Raw genomic sequence first — 16,112 nt, forward strand, 5'->3', positions numbered from 1 at the left:
GACGGCCATGGTCAGCAGCAACGGCCCCGGCGGCGTCACGTTCCGTAACAACGTCTTCGCCGGCGCCCCGGCCGGCTCCCCGATTGCCGATACACACAACACCTACGACCACAACCTCTACGCCCGGACCCCAGGGATTCCCGCCGGCGACACCGGCGCGGTCCGCGCCGACCCGCCGAACATCGGAGCCGACCAGGGTCCCGGGAAGTAGGCCGAACCTCGCGGTGCGGCATCCGCAACCCGGGAATTTTCTGCGAGCCTGAGCGGCGCGCCCGGAATCCCGGCTGGTCAAAGAGGTGCCGGGGCCATCGGCGTGCCGGGCACGCTGCCTCGTTAGCGGTGTGTTAGTGCCTCGTTAGCGGACCGGCAGTGCCCGGAGCCACGCTGGAAGAACAACGAACGGACCGCACGCACCCGGACCCGAGCTCGCACCTACCAGACGAGGGGGACACTCATGTCGCTCACCATCAAGACGCCCGGCCGCGGCCGCCGTGTCGCCGCCGGATCGCTGATCGCCGTGGCGGCGCTCGCGCTGACCGCCTGCCAGGACGGGAACGGCACGGCCTCCCGCCCCTCGTCGGCAGCCGCACCCGTCACGTCCCAGAACCAGGAGAGCGGCAGCGGCGCGCAGGTCCCCGGCGCGAAGCAGCCGTCGTCGGCCGGCGAGCAGTCCGCGGCCGGCAAGGAGTCCGCGGCGGGCGAGAAGCCGTCGGCGAACTCGGCGACCCTGCCCGGCGGAAAGGCCACGGGCGCCGCCCCGAGCGCCGCGGCCTCGCACACCTCGGCCATGACGGCGTCGGACCGCTGCACCGCCGCCAACATGTCGCTGAGCCTGGGCCCCTCCGACATCGGCGCGGGCAACATCCACTACCCCCTCGTCTTCACGAACAAGGGCAAGAAGGCCTGTACGCTGCGCGGCTTCCCCGGGGTGTCGCTGATCCAGCGCGACGGCTCGCCGGTCGGCAAGCCCGCTACCCGCTCGGGCGGCGCCGGCGGCACGGTCCGGCTCCAGCCGGGACAGAGTGCGCACGCCGTGCTGCACACCGTCAACGACGGCGTCTCGGACACTCCCTGCTGGAAGAACTCCCAGATCGTCTTCGTCTACCCGCCCGGATCCAAGGAGTCGATGACCACGGGCAGCCGTGGCCTGCGGGTCTGCGGCGGACGGTTCGACGTGACCGCGGTGGAGGCCGGGTCGCTCGGCTGACGGTCGGTACGGTCCCCTGCGGGCGCTCGGTCCACCGGACCGGGCGCCCGCTGCGTCGTGGACCTCGCCACGGTGCGTCACCGGAACGGCCCTCGGTGACCGGCCCGGCGGGTCGGTAGGTGTTACCAAGGTGGACGGAAGCCTTGAACCATCGCTTTCGTTGCATATCCGCCGAGGAGACATCGCCATGTCCGCAGCATCGAGCGTGGCCGACAAGGCCGCCGCGAACGGAAAGCCGTCCGCCGAGGACGAGTCCCCGATCCACATCCTCTGGATCAACGCCGGTCTGAGCTGTGACGGCGACTCGGTGTCGCTGACGGCCGCGACCCAGCCGAGCATCGAGGAGATCGCGCTCAGCGTGCTACCGGGACTGCCCAAGGTAGCCGTGCACTGGCCACTGATCGATTTCGAGAGCGGCCCGGTCCAGGGCGCGGACACCTTCATCGAGTGGTTCTTCAAGGGCGAGCGCGGCGAGATCGACCCCTTCGTACTGGTCGTCGAGGGGTCGATCCCCAACGAGTCGATCAAGCCGGAGGGCTACTGGTGCGGTTTCGGCGACGATCCCGAGACCGGCCAGCCGATCACCACCAGTGAGTGGATCGACCGCCTCGCCCCGCAGGCGCTCGCCGTCGTCGCGATCGGCACCTGCGCCACGTACGGCGGCATCCACGCCATGTCCGGCAACCCGACCGGCGCCATGGGCCTGCCCGACTACCTCGGCTGGGACTGGACCTCCAAGGCCGGCATCCCGATCGTGTGTGTGCCCGGCTGCCCGATCCAGCCGGACAACTTCTCCGAGACGCTGACCTACCTGCTCTACCAGGCGGTCGGCGCGGCCCCGATGATCCCGCTGGACGAGCAGCTGCGGCCCACCTGGCTCTTCGGCGAGACCGTGCACGAGGGCTGCGACCGGGCCGGTTACTACGAACAGGGCCAGTTCGCCACCACCTACGACTCGCCCAAGTGCCTGGTGAAGCTCGGATGCTGGGGCCCCGTGGTCAAATGCAATGTCCCCAAGCGGGGCTGGATGGACGGCATCGGCGGCTGTCCGAACGTCGGCGGCATCTGTATCGCCTGCACCATGCCCGGCTTCCCCGACAAGTTCATGCCGTTCATGGACGAGCCCCCCGGTGCCAGGGTCTCCAGTGTCGCCAGCACGGTGTACGGCAGCGTCGTCCGCCGGCTGCGCGGTATCACCGCCAAGACCGTCGACCACGAGCCCAAGTGGCGCCACCGCGGCGACCAACTGACCACCGGCTACCGCAGACCGTGATGAGCGCACCCCCCGTAGCCGCCTGACACGACCCCGGACTCTCCGTCCGACCCCCACCTCCTCGCGTACAGAAGGGCAACGGCACACACGATGGCACCCAAGACGAAGGCGGCCGGTGACGGCAGCGGTCTGACGGAGATGTCCTGGGATCCGATCACCCGGATCGTGGGCAGCCTCGGCATCCACACCAAGATCGACTTCAAGCAGAAGCGGGTGGCGGAGTGCTACAGCACCTCGTCCGTCTTCCGCGGCTACAGCGTCTTCATGCGCGGCAAGGACCCGCGCGACGCCCACTTCATCACCAGCCGGATCTGCGGGATCTGCGGCGACAACCACGCCACCTGCTCGGTGTACGCGCAGAACATGGCCTACGGAGTGAAGCCGCCGCACCTGGGGGAGTGGATCATCAACCTCGGCGAGTCCGCCGAGTACATGTTCGACCACAACATCTTCCAGGAGAACCTGGTCGGGGTCGACTACTGCGAGAAGATGGTCCGCGAGACCAACCCCGGGGTCTGGGAGGTCGCCCAGCGCACCGAAGCCCCGCACGCCGGCGACCACGGCTATCGCACCATCGCCGACATCATGACCGCCCTCAACCCCATCGAGGGCGAGTTCTACCGCGAGGCGCTCCAGGTCAGCCGCTACACCCGGGAGATGTTCTGCCTGATGGAGGGCCGCCATGTGCACCCCTCCACGCTCTACCCGGGCGGCGTCGGCACCATCGCCAGCGTCCAGCTCTTCACCGACTACCTCAGCCGGCTGATGCGCTACGTCGAGTTCATGAAGCGCGTCGTCCCGCTCCACGACGACCTGTTCGACTTCTTCTACGAGGCCCTTCCGGGCTACGAGGAGGTCGGCCGGCGCCGCGTCCTGCTGGGCTGCTGGGGCGCCCTCAACGACCCGGAGCACTGCGACTTCACGTACCGCAACATGACGGACTGGGGGCGCAAGATGTTCGTCACCCCCGGCATCATCGTCGACGGCAAGCTCGTGACCAACGACCTCACCGAGATCAACCTCGGCATCCGGATCCTGCTGGGCAGCTCCTACTACCAGGACTGGCAGGGCCAGGAGCAGTTCGTCACCCACGACCCGCTCGGCAACCCCGTCGACCCGCGCCACCCGTGGAACCAGCACACCATCCCCGCCCCGCAGAAGCGGGACTTCAACGACAAGTACAGCTGGGTGATGTCCCCGCGGTGGTTCGACGGCAAGGAGCACCTGGCGCTGGACACCGGCGGCGGCCCGATCGCCCGGCTCTGGTCCACCGCGCTGTCCGGGCTCGTCGACACGCCGTACGTCAAGGCCACCGGCCAGAGCGTGGTCATCGACCTGCCGCGCAGCATGACCAAGCCCGAGGCCCGCTTCGAATGGAAGATCCCGAAGTGGAGCAACGCCCTGGAGCGCAACCGCGCCCGCACCTACTTCCAGGCGTACTCGGCCGCCATGGCGCTGCACTTCGCCGAGCAGGGCCTCAACGAGGTCCGCGCCGGACGCACCCAGACCTGGGAGAAGTTCGAGGTCCCCGACGAGTCCATCGGCTGCGGTTTCACCGAGGCGGTACGCGGCGTCCTCTCGCACCACATGGTCATCCGGGACGGCAAGATCGCCAACTACCACCCCTACCCGCCGACTCCGTGGAACGCCAGCACCCGCGACACCTACGGCACCCCGGGCCCGTACGAGGACGCCGTCCAGAACACCCCGATCTTCGAGGAGAACACCCCGGAGAACTTCAAGGGCATCGACATCATGCGCACGGTGCGCAGCTTCGACCCGTGTCTGCCCTGCGGCGTCCACATGTACGTCGGCGATGGCAGATCCGTACAGAAGATGCATGTGCCCACCGGCCTGAGCGGGCTGTCCGGATGAGCGCCCGTACCGCCCCGGAGCAGACCGCCGCGCCGAGCGCGGAGGCGACCGGCCGCCGCGTCGAGGACGTACTGGACCGCCTCGCCCAGCGCGAGGACCGGGAGGCGAGCGCCGCCGCCGAGGAACTCGTGCGCGCACTGATGGACTTCTACGGCGCGGGGCTCGCCCGGATCGCGCACCTCCTGCAGCGCGAGACGGGCGACGGCGGCCAGTGGGCGGCGCTGCTGGGCGACGAGCTGGTGGCCGGCCTGCTGGTGCTGCACGACCTGCACCCCGACGACACCGCCGCCCGCATCGACCGCGCCCTGGACAGCGTCCGCCGCCGGCACCCGGCCGAGGTCGCGGAGTTCGCCGCCGACACCGGCGTGCTGCGGCTGCGGTCGGCCGACTCCGGCGGCTGCGGCTGCCCCAGCACGAACCAGGCCGCCCAACAGGCCGTCGAGGCCGCGCTCGGCTGCTTCGCCCCCGAGGTGACCGCGGTGCAGTGGGAGGCCGCCGACGCCCGCACCGAACCGCCGCTGCTGCAGATCTCCAGCCGCCCGCCGACCGCCGCCACCGTCTCGTGAGCGCCCCCCAGACGGCGGCCATGCGTCTGGGGCCGCTGACCGCCCACCGCGGTCTGCGCCGCTTCCGCGCGCCGGCACCGCCCGCCCCCGAACGCTGCGAACTGTGCGCCATGGTGCTCGCCGAGCACAACCACCGCCACCTGGTCGACATCAGCCGCCGCGCGCTGGCCTGCGCCTGCACCCCCTGCGCGCTGCTCTTCGAGGCGCCCGACACCGGGCAGTTCCGCAGCGTCCCCGACCGCTACCTCGTCGACCCCGGCCACACCGTCGACGACGCGGCCTGGGACCTGCTGCAGATCCCCGTCGGCGTCGCCTTCTTCCTGCGCCACTCCGACCTGGACCGGCTGGTCGCCCTCTACCCCAGCCCGGCCGGCGCCACCGAGAGCGAACTCGACCCGTCCACCTGGCAGACCGTGCTGGCCGCCAGCCGACTGGCCGACCTCCTCCGGCCCGACGTGGAGGCGCTGCTGCTGCGCCGCATCGAGGGGCGGATCGAGTGCTATCTGGTGCCCATCGACATCTGCTACGAACTCGTGGGCCGGATGCGGCTGCTGTGGCACGGCTTCGACGGCGGCGCCGAGGCGCGCGCCGCGCTCGCCGACTTCTTCACCAAGGTCGCCCGCCGGGCCCGCCCCCCGAAGGAGGACGACCGGCCGTGACCGAGCTGTCCTTCGTCTGCACCGGCGTCCGCGCCGACCCCTACGCCGCCGCCCCCACCCTGCTGTTCCGGCTGCGCCTGACCGCCCCCGACCCGGCGGTGCGGGTGCACGCCCTCGCGCTGCGCTGCCAGATCCGGATCGAGCCGGCCCGGCGCGGCTACGCGCCCGACGAGGCCGAGGCGCTCGCCGACCTCTTCGGCGACCGCTCCCGCTGGAGCAACAGCCTGCACCCCCTGCAGTTCGCCCAGGTCTCGCTGGTCGTCCCCGGTTTCACCGGCGAGTGCGAGGTGGATCTACCCGTCCCGTGCAGCTACGACCTGGACGTCGCGGCCGGCCGATACTTCCACGCACTGCGCGACGGCGAGGTCCCGCTGCTGCTGCTCTTCTCCGGCACGGTCTTCGCCGGCGCCGGCGGCTTCCAGGTCCAACCGGTGCCCTGGAACAAGGAAGCGTCCGTACGCATGCCGGTGACGGTCTGGCAGGAGATGACCGAGGCCCACTTCCCCGGCTGCGGCTGGCTCCGGCTGCCGCGCGAGACCCTCGACGCGCTGCTCGCCTACCGCTCCCGGCGCGCCCTGCCCTCCTGGCAGGCGACCGTCGAGGCGCTGCTGGCCGGCGCCGACGGCCCCGAGCCGCCCGCACCGCGCGCCCGGCTCTTCCCCGGGACCGCCCGCACCGCCACCGAGAGGACCGCACCGTGACGACCGGCGTCCTGCCCGACGAGGCGGCGGACCGCTTCGCCACCGCCCGCCAGGTGGCCGACGCGGTGCTGTTCGAGGGCTATGTGCTCTACCCGTACCGCGCCTCCGCCGCCAAGAACCGGCTCCGGTGGCAGTTCGGCGTCCTGGTGCCGCCGGACTGGGGCGCCGAGCACGCGGAGCACTCCTTCCAGCGCACCGAATGCCTCATGGAGCCCAGGGCGGGCGCCCGGCTCTCGGCCGAACTGCGGTTTCTGCACGCCCAGCGGCGCACCGTCCAACGCCTCGTCGCCGACGAGGAGTTCGAGACCGTGGAGCAACTCGAACTGCCCGACCGGGTGGTGTCCTGCTGGGACGAGGGCACCGAGGAGCGCATCACACTGGACGTGGACGTCGCCAAGCTGACCGACGAGGGACTGACGATCCCGTTCTCCCGTCCCGCGCACGAGGAGACCGAGCCGGTCCACGACGCCGAGGGGCGGCAGGTCGGCCGGCTGGTGCGCCGCCGCGCCGGGATCGAGGGCCTGGTACGGCTGACCGCTGTCGCCCTCGACGGACCGTACGCGGCGCTGCGGCTGACGGCGACCGTCGAGAACACCAGCACCTGGAAGCCGGACGACGCCGCCGCCGACCGCACCGCCGCACTGCCGTACTCCCTGGTCGGCGCCCACCTCCTGCTCGGCCTGAGCGCGGGCTCGTTCCTGTCCATGACCGACCCGCCCGAATGGGCCCGGGCCGCCGCCGCGTCCTGCCGCAACGAGCACTCCTGGCCCGTGCTGGCCGGTGCGTCGGGCCGTGCCGATGTGGTGCTGTCCTCCCCGATCATCCTGGAGGACCATCCGGCCATCGCCCCCGAAAGCCCCGGTGCGCTCTACGACGCCCTGGAGATCGACGAGATCCTCGCGCTGCGCACCGCCGCCCTCACCGACCAGGAGAAGCGCGAGGCCCGCGGCACCGACCCGCGCGCCGCCGACGTCATCGCGCTCGCCGACACCATGCCGCCCGAGGTCCTGGAGCGGCTGCACGGCGCCGTCCGGGCGCTGCGCGAGGTCACCGACGCCGGCCCCGCCGCCCCCGCCGACCCGGCCGCCCCCGATGTGCCGGGCACCCGCCCGGACACCCCCTGGTGGGACCCGGCCGGAGACCGCGGCGTCGACCCGGAGCACGACCGGGTCACCGTCGACGGGCGGTCGGTCGGCGCCGGCAGCCGGGTGCTGCTGAAGCCGGGCCTGCGCCGCACCGACGCCCAGGACCTCTTCCTCCAGGGCCGCAGCGCCCGGGTCGAGGCCGTGCTGCACGACGTCGACGGAGGGGTGCACCTCGCGGTGACCGTCGAGGACGACCCGGGCGCCGACATCCAGCGGGAACAGGGCCGCTTCCTGTACTTCCAACCCGATGAGATCGCCCCTCTGGAGGACGCGTGAGCTCCGCCGCCCCCGCCGCCGGTCCGCCCGGGAAGACCCTGATCGCCGGCGTCGGCAACATCTTCCTCGGCGACGACGGCTTCGGTGTCGAGGCCGTCCGCCGGCTCGCCGAACACCCCCTCCCGGAGGGCGTGGAGGTCGTCGACGCCGGTGTACGGGGCGTGCACCTCGCCTACCAGATGCTGGAGGGCTACCACACCGTCCTGCTCGTGGACGCCGCCGCGCGCGACGGCGCGCCCGGCACCGTCTACCTCCTCGACGCCACCACCAGCTCCGCCCCCGCCGCCGGGGCCACCGCGCTCGACGGCCACCACATGACGCCCGACACCGTGCTCGCGCTGCTCGACACGCTCAGCGCGGGCACCGACCAACGACGCCCGCAGCGCGTCCTGGTCGTCGGCTGCGAACCCGCCGATGTCGCCGAAGGCATCGGGCTCAGCGCACCGGTCGAGGCCGCGGTCGACGAGGCCGTACGGCTGATCCTGCGTCTGGTCGGCGCGGACGCGCCGGCATCCGATGGCGCGGACGAGCCGGCAGCGGGCGCCGCGGAAGAGCCGGAACACCCCGCCGAAGAGCCGGCACCGGTCGCCAACGGACCGGGCACCAGTGAGAGGAACACGACACCATGTTGAAGCTCGCCCTGGGCGGCGCGGCCGCCACCGCACTCGCCCTCGCCGTGAAGTCCATGCTCCCCGACCTCAAGCGCTATCTGCGCATCCGGGCCATGTGACGGGCCGGCGGCCGGTCGCCGACCGCGCTGCACCGAACGGCGTACGCCACCGCACCGCCCCGGCGAGGCACCCGGGCCGCCCCGCGGTGGCGCCGTCTAATGAAGCCCAGCGCCGCCGGACACAGCCCGGCGGCACCCGGCCGTCCCCGCACCAGAGAGGGACCGATGCACGAGATGTCCATCGCGCTGGCCGTCGTGGACCAGGTCGAAGGCGCGGCCCGGCCCCCCGGGGCCACCGCGGTCCGCAGCGTCCGGTTGCAGGTCGGCGAACTGGCCGGAGTGGTCCCCGACGCGCTGGCCTTCTCCTTCGAACTCGCCTGCGCCGGCACGGCGCTGGAGGGCGCGGAACTCGTCATGGAACCGGTGCCGGCCCGCGCCCGCTGCGGCCCCTGCGCGACGACCTGGCAGGTGGGCATGCCGCCGCGGCTGAGCTGCCCGGACTGCGGCGGGGCGACGGACGGGCTGCTGTCCGGCCGTGAACTGCAGATCGTCACCGTGTGCTGGAACGACGCCCCGGTCCCCGCACCGATTCCTCAGGAGCGCTGAACCATGTGCCGTGTCGTCGATCTGCAACAGGCCGTCCTCGCCAAGAACGACGCCTGCGCCCACACCCTGCGCGAGGACCTCGCGGCCAGGGGCACCGCGGTCGTCAACCTGCTCTCCAGCCCCGGCAGCGGCAAGACCGCCCTCCTGGAGCGCGAACTCACCCTCGCCCGCAGCCGAGGCATCCCCGTCGCGGCCCTCACCGCCGACCTCGCCACCGAGAACGACGCGGTACGGCTCTCCCGCTCCGGAGTGCCCGTCAAGCAGGTGCTCACCGACGGGCTGTGCCATCTGGAGGCCGAGATGCTCGGCGGGCATCTGCACGGCTGGCTGCCCGCCGACACCCGGCTGCTGTTCATCGAGAACGTCGGCAACCTGGTCTGCCCGGCCTCCTACGACCTGGGGGAGACGCTGCGGGTCGCCCTGGCGTCGGTGACCGAGGGCGAGGACAAGCCGCTGAAGTACCCCACCGCCTTCGGCCTGGCCCACCTGGTCGTCGTCACCAAGACCGACATCGCGGAGGCGGTCTCCTTCGACGAGGCGGAGTTCCGCGCCAACATCGAGCGGATCAACCCCGGCGTCGAGGTCGTGCTCACCTCGGCGCGCGGCGGCGAAGGGGACGGCGTACTGCTGGAACGGGCGTTGGCGGCACGCGACGGAGCGCCGGTGCACCTCCCCGTCATGACCCGCAAGTCCCACCACGTGCACGACGCCGACGAGGGGCAGCAGCACGCCGAGGTGTGCCAGGACCAGGACCACCACACCCATGCCCCGCGGGTGACGGGCGGTCACACCCACCGGACCGGCCCCGGCACCGTGGCGTCGAGCCGCTCATGACCACCGGGCAGGTCGGCCGGGCCCCGGCGGCGGCCCCCTCGGTGGCCGCCGCGCGCCGCCGGATCACCGTGCGCGGCGTCGTCCAGGGCGTCGGATTCCGGCCGTTCGTCCATACCCTCGCCACCGAACTGGGCCTGACCGGCCATGTCGTCAACACCGACGAGGGCGTGGTCGCCGAGGTCGAGGGCCACCCCGCGGCCCTCGCCCGCTTCGCCGAGCGGATCGGAAGCGAGGCACCCCCGCTGGCCTTGGTCGAGGCCGTCGACGGCGAGGACCTCGCCGCGGTCGGTGAGCCCGGATTCCGCATCCTGCCCTCCCGCGGCCACGGTTCCTCCCGCACCCTGGTCGCCCCCGACGCCGCCACCTGCGACGCCTGCCTGACCGAGCTGACCGACCCGGCCGACCGCCGCCACCGGCACCCCTTCTTGACCTGTACGCACTGCGGGCCGCGCTTCACCATCGTCACCGGGCTCCCCTACGACCGCGCGCTGACGACCATGGACCGCTTCCCGATGTGCGCGGACTGCGCAGGGGAGTACGCGGACCCGGCCGACCGGCGCTTCCACGCCCAGCCCATCGCCTGCCACGGCTGCGGCCCCCGGCTGCGCCTGCTGACCGCCGACCCCGACGACCGCACCCGGCCGCCCCGCCCGGAGCACGGCACCGACCCGGTCGCCGGCACCCGGCGGCTGCTCGCAAACGGGGCGATCGTGGCCGTCAAAGGCCTCGGCGGCTACCACCTCGTCTGCGACGCCTCCAATGACAACGCCGTGAAGCTGCTGCGCCGCCGCAAGGCCCGCGGCGACAAACCGCTCGCCCTGATGGCCCGTCATATCGACGACGTCGCCCACCTGGTGCGCGTACGGGACGAGGAACGCGCGCTGCTCACCGGACACCAGCGGCCCATCGTCCTGCTGCGCCGCATCCCGGACCCCGCCCTGGTGCCCGGTGCGCCGGCGCTCTCCGAAGCCGTCGCCCCCGTCGGCCCCGACCTGGGCGTCATGCTTCCCTACACCCCGCTGCACCACCTCCTGCTCGGCCTGCCCGGCGACCCGCCCGGGCCCCGGCTGCTGGTGATGACCAGCGGCAACCTCGCGGGCGAACCGATCGTCACCGACGACGACGAGGCCCTGCGCCGGCTGGCGCACCTGGCGGACGCCTGGCTCACCCACGACCGGCCGATCCGGATCCCGTGCGACGACTCGGTGGTCCGGATCAGCGACGGCGAGCCGCTGTTCGTGCGCCGCTCCCGCGGCTATGCACCGTTCCCCGTCGCGCTCCCGGTGCCCGTACGGCCCGCGCTCGCGGCCGGCGGGGACCTCAAGAACGTGCTGTGCCTGGCCGAGGGGCGCCGCGCCTGGCTGTCCGCGCACATCGGCGACATGGACGACTTCGCCACCCAGCTCGCGTTCGAAGCGGCCGAGGCGCACCTGGAGACGGTCACCGGGGTGCGCCCCCAGCTCCTCGCCGCCGACCGGCACCCCGGCTACCGGTCCGGCCAGTGGGCCCAGCGCCACACCGAAGGCCGGCCGCTCGTACGGGTCCAGCACCACCATGCGCATATCGCCGCGGCCATGGCCGAACACGGCCTCGACGGCGGCCGGCCGGTCATCGGCGTCGCCTTCGACGGCACCGGCTACGGCGACGACCAGGCCGTGTGGGGCGGCGAGATCCTGCTCGCCGACTACGACGGCTACCGCCGCTTCGGACAGCTCGCCTATGTGCCGCTGCCCGGCGGCGACACCACCGTACGGCGCCCCTACCGGATGGCGCTGGCCCATCTGCGCGCCGCCGGCGTCGACTGGGCCGAGGACCTGCCCCCGGTGGCGGCCTGCCCGCCCGACGAACGGCGGCTGCTGGCCCGGCAGCTCGAACGCGACCTCAACTGCGTGCCCACCTCCAGCATGGGTCGGCTCTTCGACGCGGTCTCCTCGCTCGCCGGGATCTGCCACCGCGCCGGCTACGAGGCGCAGGCCGCCGTCGCACTCGAAGCCGCGGCCCTGACCGCCGGCGAGGACGACGGCGCCGGCTACGCCTTCGCCCTGCACACCGCGCCGGAAGGCCCCAGGGGACCGGCCGCCGACACCCTCGCCGACCCGGCACCGCTGCTCACCGCGATCGTCCGGGACGTCCGCGCGGGCACCGCCCCGGCGCTGATCGCCGCCCGCTTCCACACGGCGGTCGCCGACCTGGTGCGGCACCTGTGCGGGCTGGCGCGGGAGCGGGCCGGACTGGGGACCGTCGCCCTGACCGGCGGCGTCTTCGCCAACACCCTGCTGGCCGAGGCCACCGCCGGCCGGCTGCGCGAGGACGGCTTCACCGTCCTGCGCCACCGCGCGATCCCGCCCAACGACGGAGGGCTGGCGCTCGGCCAGATCGTCGTGGCGGCGCGCACCACGCCCCTGTACGGCGGGGTGGGCGTGCCCTGAGCCAAGTGGCGCGCGGCAGACGCAACATACCCATGACGAGGAGAGGCCCATGTGCCTGGCGGTACCCGGCAAGGTATTGGACATCGAGGAGCGGGACGGCACCCGGATGGCCACCGTCGACTTCGGCGGGGTCGTCAAGGAGGTGTGCCTGGAGTACGTCCCCGACCTGAAGGTCGGCGAGTACGCGATCGTGCACGTCGGCTTCGCCCTGCAGCGCCTGGACGAGGAGTCCGCCCGGCAGACCCTCGCGCTCTTCGAGGAACTCGGCCTGCTCCAGGAGGAGTTCGGCGATCCCTGGGAGGCCGCGGCCACCCAGGGGCTGCCGGAGGCAGGCGGCGCCACGGCAGCGGCCGTGGGCCAGACGGCGCGGGAGGCAAGGCAGTGAAGTACCTCGACGAATTCCAGGACCCCGCGCTGGCCCGCCGGCTGCTGGACGACATCCACGCCACGGTGACCCGGCCCTGGGCCCTGATGGAGGTCTGCGGCGGCCAGACCCACTCCATCATCCGGCACGGCATCGACCAACTCCTGCCCGACGAAGTCGAGTTGATCCACGGTCCGGGCTGTCCGGTCTGCGTGACACCGCTGGAGGTCATCGACAAGGCCCTGGACATCGCCGCCCGCCCCGACGTGATCTTCTGCTCCTTCGGGGACATGCTCCGCGTCCCCGGCAGCGATCGCGACCTGTTCCAGGTGCGCAGCCAGGGCGGCGACGTACGGGTCGTCTACTCCCCGCTCGACGCGCTGAAGATCGCCCAGCAGAACCCGCACCGCGAAGTGGTGTTCTTCGGCATCGGCTTCGAGACCACCGCCCCGCCCAACGCCATGACGGTCCATCAGGCGAACCGGCTGGGCATCCCCAACTTCAGCCTGCTGGTCTCGCACGTCCGGGTACCACCCGCCATCGAGGCCATCATGACCTCGCCCAGCTGCCGGGTCCAGGCGTTCCTCGCCGCCGGCCATGTGTGCAGCGTGATGGGCATGGGGGAGTACCCCGACCTGGCCGAACGCTTCCAGGTCCCGATCGTCGTCACCGGCTTCGAGCCGCTGGACATCCTTGAGGGCATCCGCCGCACCGTCCGCCAGCTCGAACGCGGCGAACACACCGTGGACAACGCCTATCCGCGCGCCGTGCGCACCGAGGGCAACCCGGCCGCCCAGGCCATGCTCGCCGATGTCTTCGAGGTCACCGACCGCGCCTGGCGCGGTATCGGCACCATCCCCGCCAGCGGCTGGCGGCTGTCCGAGCGCTACCGCCGCTTCGACGCCGAGCACCGCTTCTCGGTGTCCGGCATCACCACCCGCGAACCCGCCGCCTGCCGCAGCGGTGAGGTGCTGCAGGGCCTCATCAAGCCGCACGAATGCGAGGCGTTCGGCACCACCTGTACCCCGCGCACCCCGCTCGGCGCCACCATGGTCTCCAGCGAGGGGGCCTGCGCCGCCTACTTCCTCTACCGCCGACTCGGCACCCCGCCCACCCCGCTGGAGGCGACCCCCGTTGTCTGACACCGCCCGCACCGCGCCGAACGGCGGCCCCGCCCCGGCCGACCGCCAACTGCCCACCGTCGACATCTCCGGCTGGACCTGCCCCACCCCGCTGCGCGACCAGCCGCGCGTCGTGATGGGACACGGCGGGGGCGGTGCGCTCTCCGCCGAACTCGTGCAGCAGATCTTCGTACCCGCCTTCGGCGGCGAGGTCCTCGCCCAGCTCGGCGACTCCGCCGCGGTGTCCCTCGGGGGGACCCGCCTCGCCTTCTCCACCGACTCCTTCGTCGTAAGGCCGCTGTTCTTCCCCGGTGGCAGCATCGGCGACCTCGCCGTCAACGGCACCGTCAACGACCTCGCCATGAGCGGCGCCCGGGCCGCCTACCTCTCCTGCGGGTTCATCCTGGAGGAGGGCGTGGAGATGCCGGTGGTCGCCGGGGTCGCCGACGCCATGGGGGCGGCCGCGCGGGCCGCCGGCGTCGAGGTGGCCACCGGCGACACCAAGGTCGTCGAGGCGGGCCACGGCGACGGTGTCTACATCAACACCGCCGGCATCGGGCTGATCCCGTCCGGTGTCGACCTTTGCCCGCAGCGCGTCGTCCCCGGCGACGTCGTGATCGTCAGCGGTGACATCGGCGTCCACGGCGTGGCGATCATGAGCGTCCGCGAGGGCCTGGAATTCGGCGTCGAGATCGAGAGCGACTGCGCGGCCCTCGGCGGTCTCGTCGAGACCATGCTCGCCGTCACCCCCGATCTGCACGTCCTGCGCGATCCCACGCGCGGCGGGCTGGCCGCGGCCCTGTGCGAGATCGCCACCGTCTCCTGCACCGGCATCGTCATCCAGGAACGCGCCATCCCCGTCCCCCCGACCGTCGCCAACGCCTGCGCCATCCTCGGCCTGGACCCCATGTACGTCGCCAACGAGGGCAAGCTGGTCGCGTTCGTCCCCCGCGAGCACGCCGACGCCGTCCTGGCCGCCATGCGCACCCACCCCCTGGGTGCCGGCGCCACCATCATCGGCGAGACCGTCGCCACCCACCCCGGCATGGTCGTGGCCCGCACCCTCCTGGGCGGTACCCGCGTGGTCGATCTGCCGCTGGGGGAGCAGCTGCCGCGGATCTGCTGAGGCGCCCGGCGCGCGGGCCCCGCGTCCGCTCGGGGCCCGACGGCGGTCACGACGCCGGAGACCACCACCGACCGCCGGGATGACGGGAGCCGTCACGCCCGCTGACCTCTTCGCTCAGGGCCGCTACGGTGTCGAGCCATGAGCCGGCTGACGATCGCCATGCACCATGTGCGAGCCGCGCTGAGCGGCGCACAGCGCCTCGGCATCGACACCGTGCCGCTGCTCCAGACCGCCCGGATCCCGCCGCTGCTGCTCGGCGACGACCGCGCCCGCGTCGCACCGGAGCAGTTCACCCGGCTGGTCAAGGCCCTGCACCGCGCGACGGACGACGAGTTCCTGGGCCTGGGACCCGAGCCCAGCCGCCGGGGCACCTTCGCCATGATGTGCCACGCCTGCCTGGGCTGCCCCGACCTGGGCTCGGCGCTGGACCGGGCGGCGCGCTTCTACCGGCTCTTTCCCGGCGGACCCGAGATGGCGGTCGAGACGCTCCCGGCCCCGGCCGGCGACGGCGCCCCGGCCGTCTTCTCCGTACGCACCGACCTGCGCCCCTACGACGAGGGAAACTTCCTCTCCGAGTGCATCCTGATCATCTGGCACCGGCTCTCCAGCTGGCTGATCGGCCGCCGCATCCCGCTGCGCTGGGCGCACTTCGCCTATCCGGCGCCGGCCCACGCCCACGAGTACGACGTGCTGTTCGGCTGCCCGGTGCACTTCGGAGCCGGGCGCACCGCGGCCGGCTGGGACGCACACTGGCTCGCCGCACCCGTCGTACGCGACGAGGGCGCGCTGGCGGCCATGCTGCGGCGGGCGCCGGCCGATCTGCTGAGCCGGCGCGAGTACGGCACCACCGTCGCCGAGCAGGTGCGCCGCACCCTGGTCCAGGCGCTGCGGACCGCGGCTCCGGCACGGCTCCCGGAGGTCGGCGAGGTCGCGGCCCGGTTGGCGGTGAGCCCCGCGACGCTGCGGCGCAGGCTCCAGGCCGAGGGGACCTCGTACCAGCGGCTGAAGGACGCGGTGCGCCGGGACGCGGCGATCACCTCACTGGTCGCGGGGCACGAGCCGATCGCCGAACTCGCGGCGCGGATCGGCTTCTCGGAGGACACCGCGTTCCACCGCGCCTTCCGCCGGTGGACGGGCACCACACCCGGCGCCTACCGGCTGAGCGGTGCGGCCGCCGAGCGGACCGACCACCCCGCCCCCGGTGACCGGCCCGCACGTCATGAGACGCCGGGTCAACCAAGCTGAGCGTCCCGGTCAGCG

The 16,112-nt window shown here is 72.8% G+C and carries 17 protein-coding genes; all 17 read left to right on the forward strand.

The features are described 5' to 3' along the window. The first annotated feature begins 7 nt into the window (after window positions 1-7). The 17 genes from WAB15_RS37325 to WAB15_RS37405 all read left to right on the forward strand — a co-directional run bounded on the left by WAB15_RS37325 (window position 8) and on the right by WAB15_RS37405 (window position 16,097). Entirely contained in the window at window positions 8-211 is a 204-nt protein-coding gene (locus WAB15_RS37325) for a hypothetical protein (protein WP_407289026.1), read from the forward strand. A 243-nt stretch (window positions 212-454) separates the two neighbouring features. Beyond that, window positions 455-1,207, forward strand: a complete 753-nt coding sequence (locus WAB15_RS37330; protein WP_407289027.1) for a DUF4232 domain-containing protein — start codon at window positions 455-457, stop codon at window positions 1,205-1,207. A 187-nt stretch (window positions 1,208-1,394) separates the two neighbouring features. Beyond that, window positions 1,395-2,480, forward strand: a complete 1,086-nt coding sequence (locus WAB15_RS37335) for a hydrogenase expression protein HypE (RefSeq protein ID WP_399148381.1) — start codon at window positions 1,395-1,397, stop codon at window positions 2,478-2,480. Between the two features lie 90 nt (window positions 2,481-2,570). After that, window positions 2,571-4,355 carry a nickel-dependent hydrogenase large subunit gene (locus WAB15_RS37340; RefSeq protein ID WP_407289028.1) on the forward strand — a complete coding sequence of 595 codons (1,785 nt, stop codon included), beginning with the start codon at window positions 2,571-2,573 and terminating at the stop codon, window positions 4,353-4,355. Further along, window positions 4,352-4,921, forward strand: a complete 570-nt coding sequence (locus tag WAB15_RS37345) for a hypothetical protein (RefSeq protein WP_407289029.1) — start codon at window positions 4,352-4,354, stop codon at window positions 4,919-4,921. The genes WAB15_RS37340 and WAB15_RS37345 overlap by 4 nt, the downstream gene beginning before the upstream one ends. A 20-nt stretch (window positions 4,922-4,941) precedes the next feature. Beyond that, window positions 4,942-5,580, forward strand: a complete 639-nt coding sequence (locus WAB15_RS37350) for a DUF5947 family protein (RefSeq protein ID WP_399148570.1) — start codon at window positions 4,942-4,944, stop codon at window positions 5,578-5,580. After that, entirely contained in the window at window positions 5,577-6,281 is a 705-nt protein-coding gene (locus WAB15_RS37355; protein WP_407289030.1) for a DUF6084 family protein, read from the forward strand. Before WAB15_RS37350 ends, WAB15_RS37355 begins: the two co-directional genes overlap by 4 nt. Continuing rightward, window positions 6,278-7,702, forward strand: coding sequence for a hypothetical protein (locus tag WAB15_RS37360; protein WP_407289031.1), 1,425 nt, complete (start codon window positions 6,278-6,280; stop codon window positions 7,700-7,702). Before WAB15_RS37355 ends, WAB15_RS37360 begins: the two co-directional genes overlap by 4 nt. After that, window positions 7,699-8,334 (forward strand): hydrogenase maturation protease, encoded by a 636-nt coding sequence (locus WAB15_RS37365; RefSeq protein ID WP_407289032.1) that lies wholly within the window; start codon window positions 7,699-7,701, stop codon window positions 8,332-8,334. Before WAB15_RS37360 ends, WAB15_RS37365 begins: the two co-directional genes overlap by 4 nt. After that, window positions 8,328-8,432, forward strand: coding sequence for a DUF6893 family small protein (locus WAB15_RS37370; protein WP_407289033.1), 105 nt, complete (start codon window positions 8,328-8,330; stop codon window positions 8,430-8,432). Before WAB15_RS37365 ends, WAB15_RS37370 begins: the two co-directional genes overlap by 7 nt. A 165-nt stretch (window positions 8,433-8,597) precedes the next feature. Then, on the forward strand, window positions 8,598-8,978 hold the full coding sequence (locus WAB15_RS37375; RefSeq protein WP_399148388.1) for a hydrogenase maturation nickel metallochaperone HypA: 381 nt from the start codon (window positions 8,598-8,600) through the stop codon (window positions 8,976-8,978). 3 nt (window positions 8,979-8,981) lie between these two features. Next, on the forward strand, window positions 8,982-9,812 hold the full coding sequence (gene hypB / locus WAB15_RS37380) for a hydrogenase nickel incorporation protein HypB (protein WP_407289034.1): 831 nt from the start codon (window positions 8,982-8,984) through the stop codon (window positions 9,810-9,812). Next, entirely contained in the window at window positions 9,809-12,241 is a 2,433-nt protein-coding gene (gene hypF / locus WAB15_RS37385) for a carbamoyltransferase HypF (RefSeq protein WP_407289035.1), read from the forward strand. The genes hypB and hypF overlap by 4 nt, the downstream gene beginning before the upstream one ends. 49 nt (window positions 12,242-12,290) lie before the next feature. Next, window positions 12,291-12,626: a HypC/HybG/HupF family hydrogenase formation chaperone gene (locus WAB15_RS37390; RefSeq protein WP_399148391.1), complete on the forward strand. Its 336-nt coding sequence runs from the start codon at window positions 12,291-12,293 to the stop codon at window positions 12,624-12,626. Next, complete coding sequence (gene hypD / locus WAB15_RS37395) at window positions 12,623-13,747, forward strand: hydrogenase formation protein HypD (RefSeq protein WP_407289036.1); 1,125 nt, start codon at window positions 12,623-12,625, stop codon at window positions 13,745-13,747. Before WAB15_RS37390 ends, hypD begins: the two co-directional genes overlap by 4 nt. After that, the gene (hypE, locus tag WAB15_RS37400) at window positions 13,740-14,852 is read left to right on the forward strand and encodes a hydrogenase expression/formation protein HypE (RefSeq protein ID WP_407289037.1); all 1,113 of its coding nucleotides are present in this window, start codon (window positions 13,740-13,742) and stop codon (window positions 14,850-14,852) included. Before hypD ends, hypE begins: the two co-directional genes overlap by 8 nt. 138 nt (window positions 14,853-14,990) lie before the next feature. After that, a complete protein-coding gene (locus WAB15_RS37405) occupies window positions 14,991-16,097 on the forward strand; it encodes an AraC family transcriptional regulator ligand-binding domain-containing protein (RefSeq protein ID WP_399148394.1) in 1,107 nt (368 codons plus the stop codon). Window positions 16,098-16,112 lie beyond the last annotated feature (15 nt).

The organism is Streptomyces sirii (assembly GCF_045690365.1).
Lineage (GTDB): Bacteria > Actinomycetota > Actinomycetes > Streptomycetales > Streptomycetaceae > Streptomyces > Streptomyces sirii.

Excerpts from the sequence above, each read along its gene's own strand:
- WAB15_RS37405 (WP_399148394.1), top strand. The coding sequence starts at position 14,991 with ATGAGCCGGCTGACGATCGCCATGCACCATGTGCGAGCCGCGCTGAGC.
- WAB15_RS37330 (WP_407289027.1), top strand. The coding sequence starts at position 455 with ATGTCGCTCACCATCAAGACGCCCGGCCGCGGCCGCCGTGTCGCCGCC.
- WAB15_RS37340 (WP_407289028.1), top strand. The coding sequence starts at position 2,571 with ATGGCACCCAAGACGAAGGCGGCCGGTGACGGCAGCGGTCTGACGGAG.
- WAB15_RS37375 (WP_399148388.1), top strand. The coding sequence starts at position 8,598 with ATGCACGAGATGTCCATCGCGCTGGCCGTCGTGGACCAGGTCGAAGGC.
- WAB15_RS37350 (WP_399148570.1), top strand. The coding sequence starts at position 4,942 with ATGCGTCTGGGGCCGCTGACCGCCCACCGCGGTCTGCGCCGCTTCCGC.
- hypF (WP_407289035.1), top strand. The coding sequence starts at position 9,809 with ATGACCACCGGGCAGGTCGGCCGGGCCCCGGCGGCGGCCCCCTCGGTG.
- WAB15_RS37335 (WP_399148381.1), top strand. The coding sequence starts at position 1,395 with ATGTCCGCAGCATCGAGCGTGGCCGACAAGGCCGCCGCGAACGGAAAG.
- WAB15_RS37345 (WP_407289029.1), top strand. The coding sequence starts at position 4,352 with ATGAGCGCCCGTACCGCCCCGGAGCAGACCGCCGCGCCGAGCGCGGAG.
- hypB (WP_407289034.1), top strand. The coding sequence starts at position 8,982 with ATGTGCCGTGTCGTCGATCTGCAACAGGCCGTCCTCGCCAAGAACGAC.
- WAB15_RS37370 (WP_407289033.1), top strand. The coding sequence starts at position 8,328 with ATGTTGAAGCTCGCCCTGGGCGGCGCGGCCGCCACCGCACTCGCCCTC.
- WAB15_RS37390 (WP_399148391.1), top strand. The coding sequence starts at position 12,291 with ATGTGCCTGGCGGTACCCGGCAAGGTATTGGACATCGAGGAGCGGGAC.
- WAB15_RS37325 (WP_407289026.1), top strand. The coding sequence starts at position 8 with ATGGTCAGCAGCAACGGCCCCGGCGGCGTCACGTTCCGTAACAACGTC.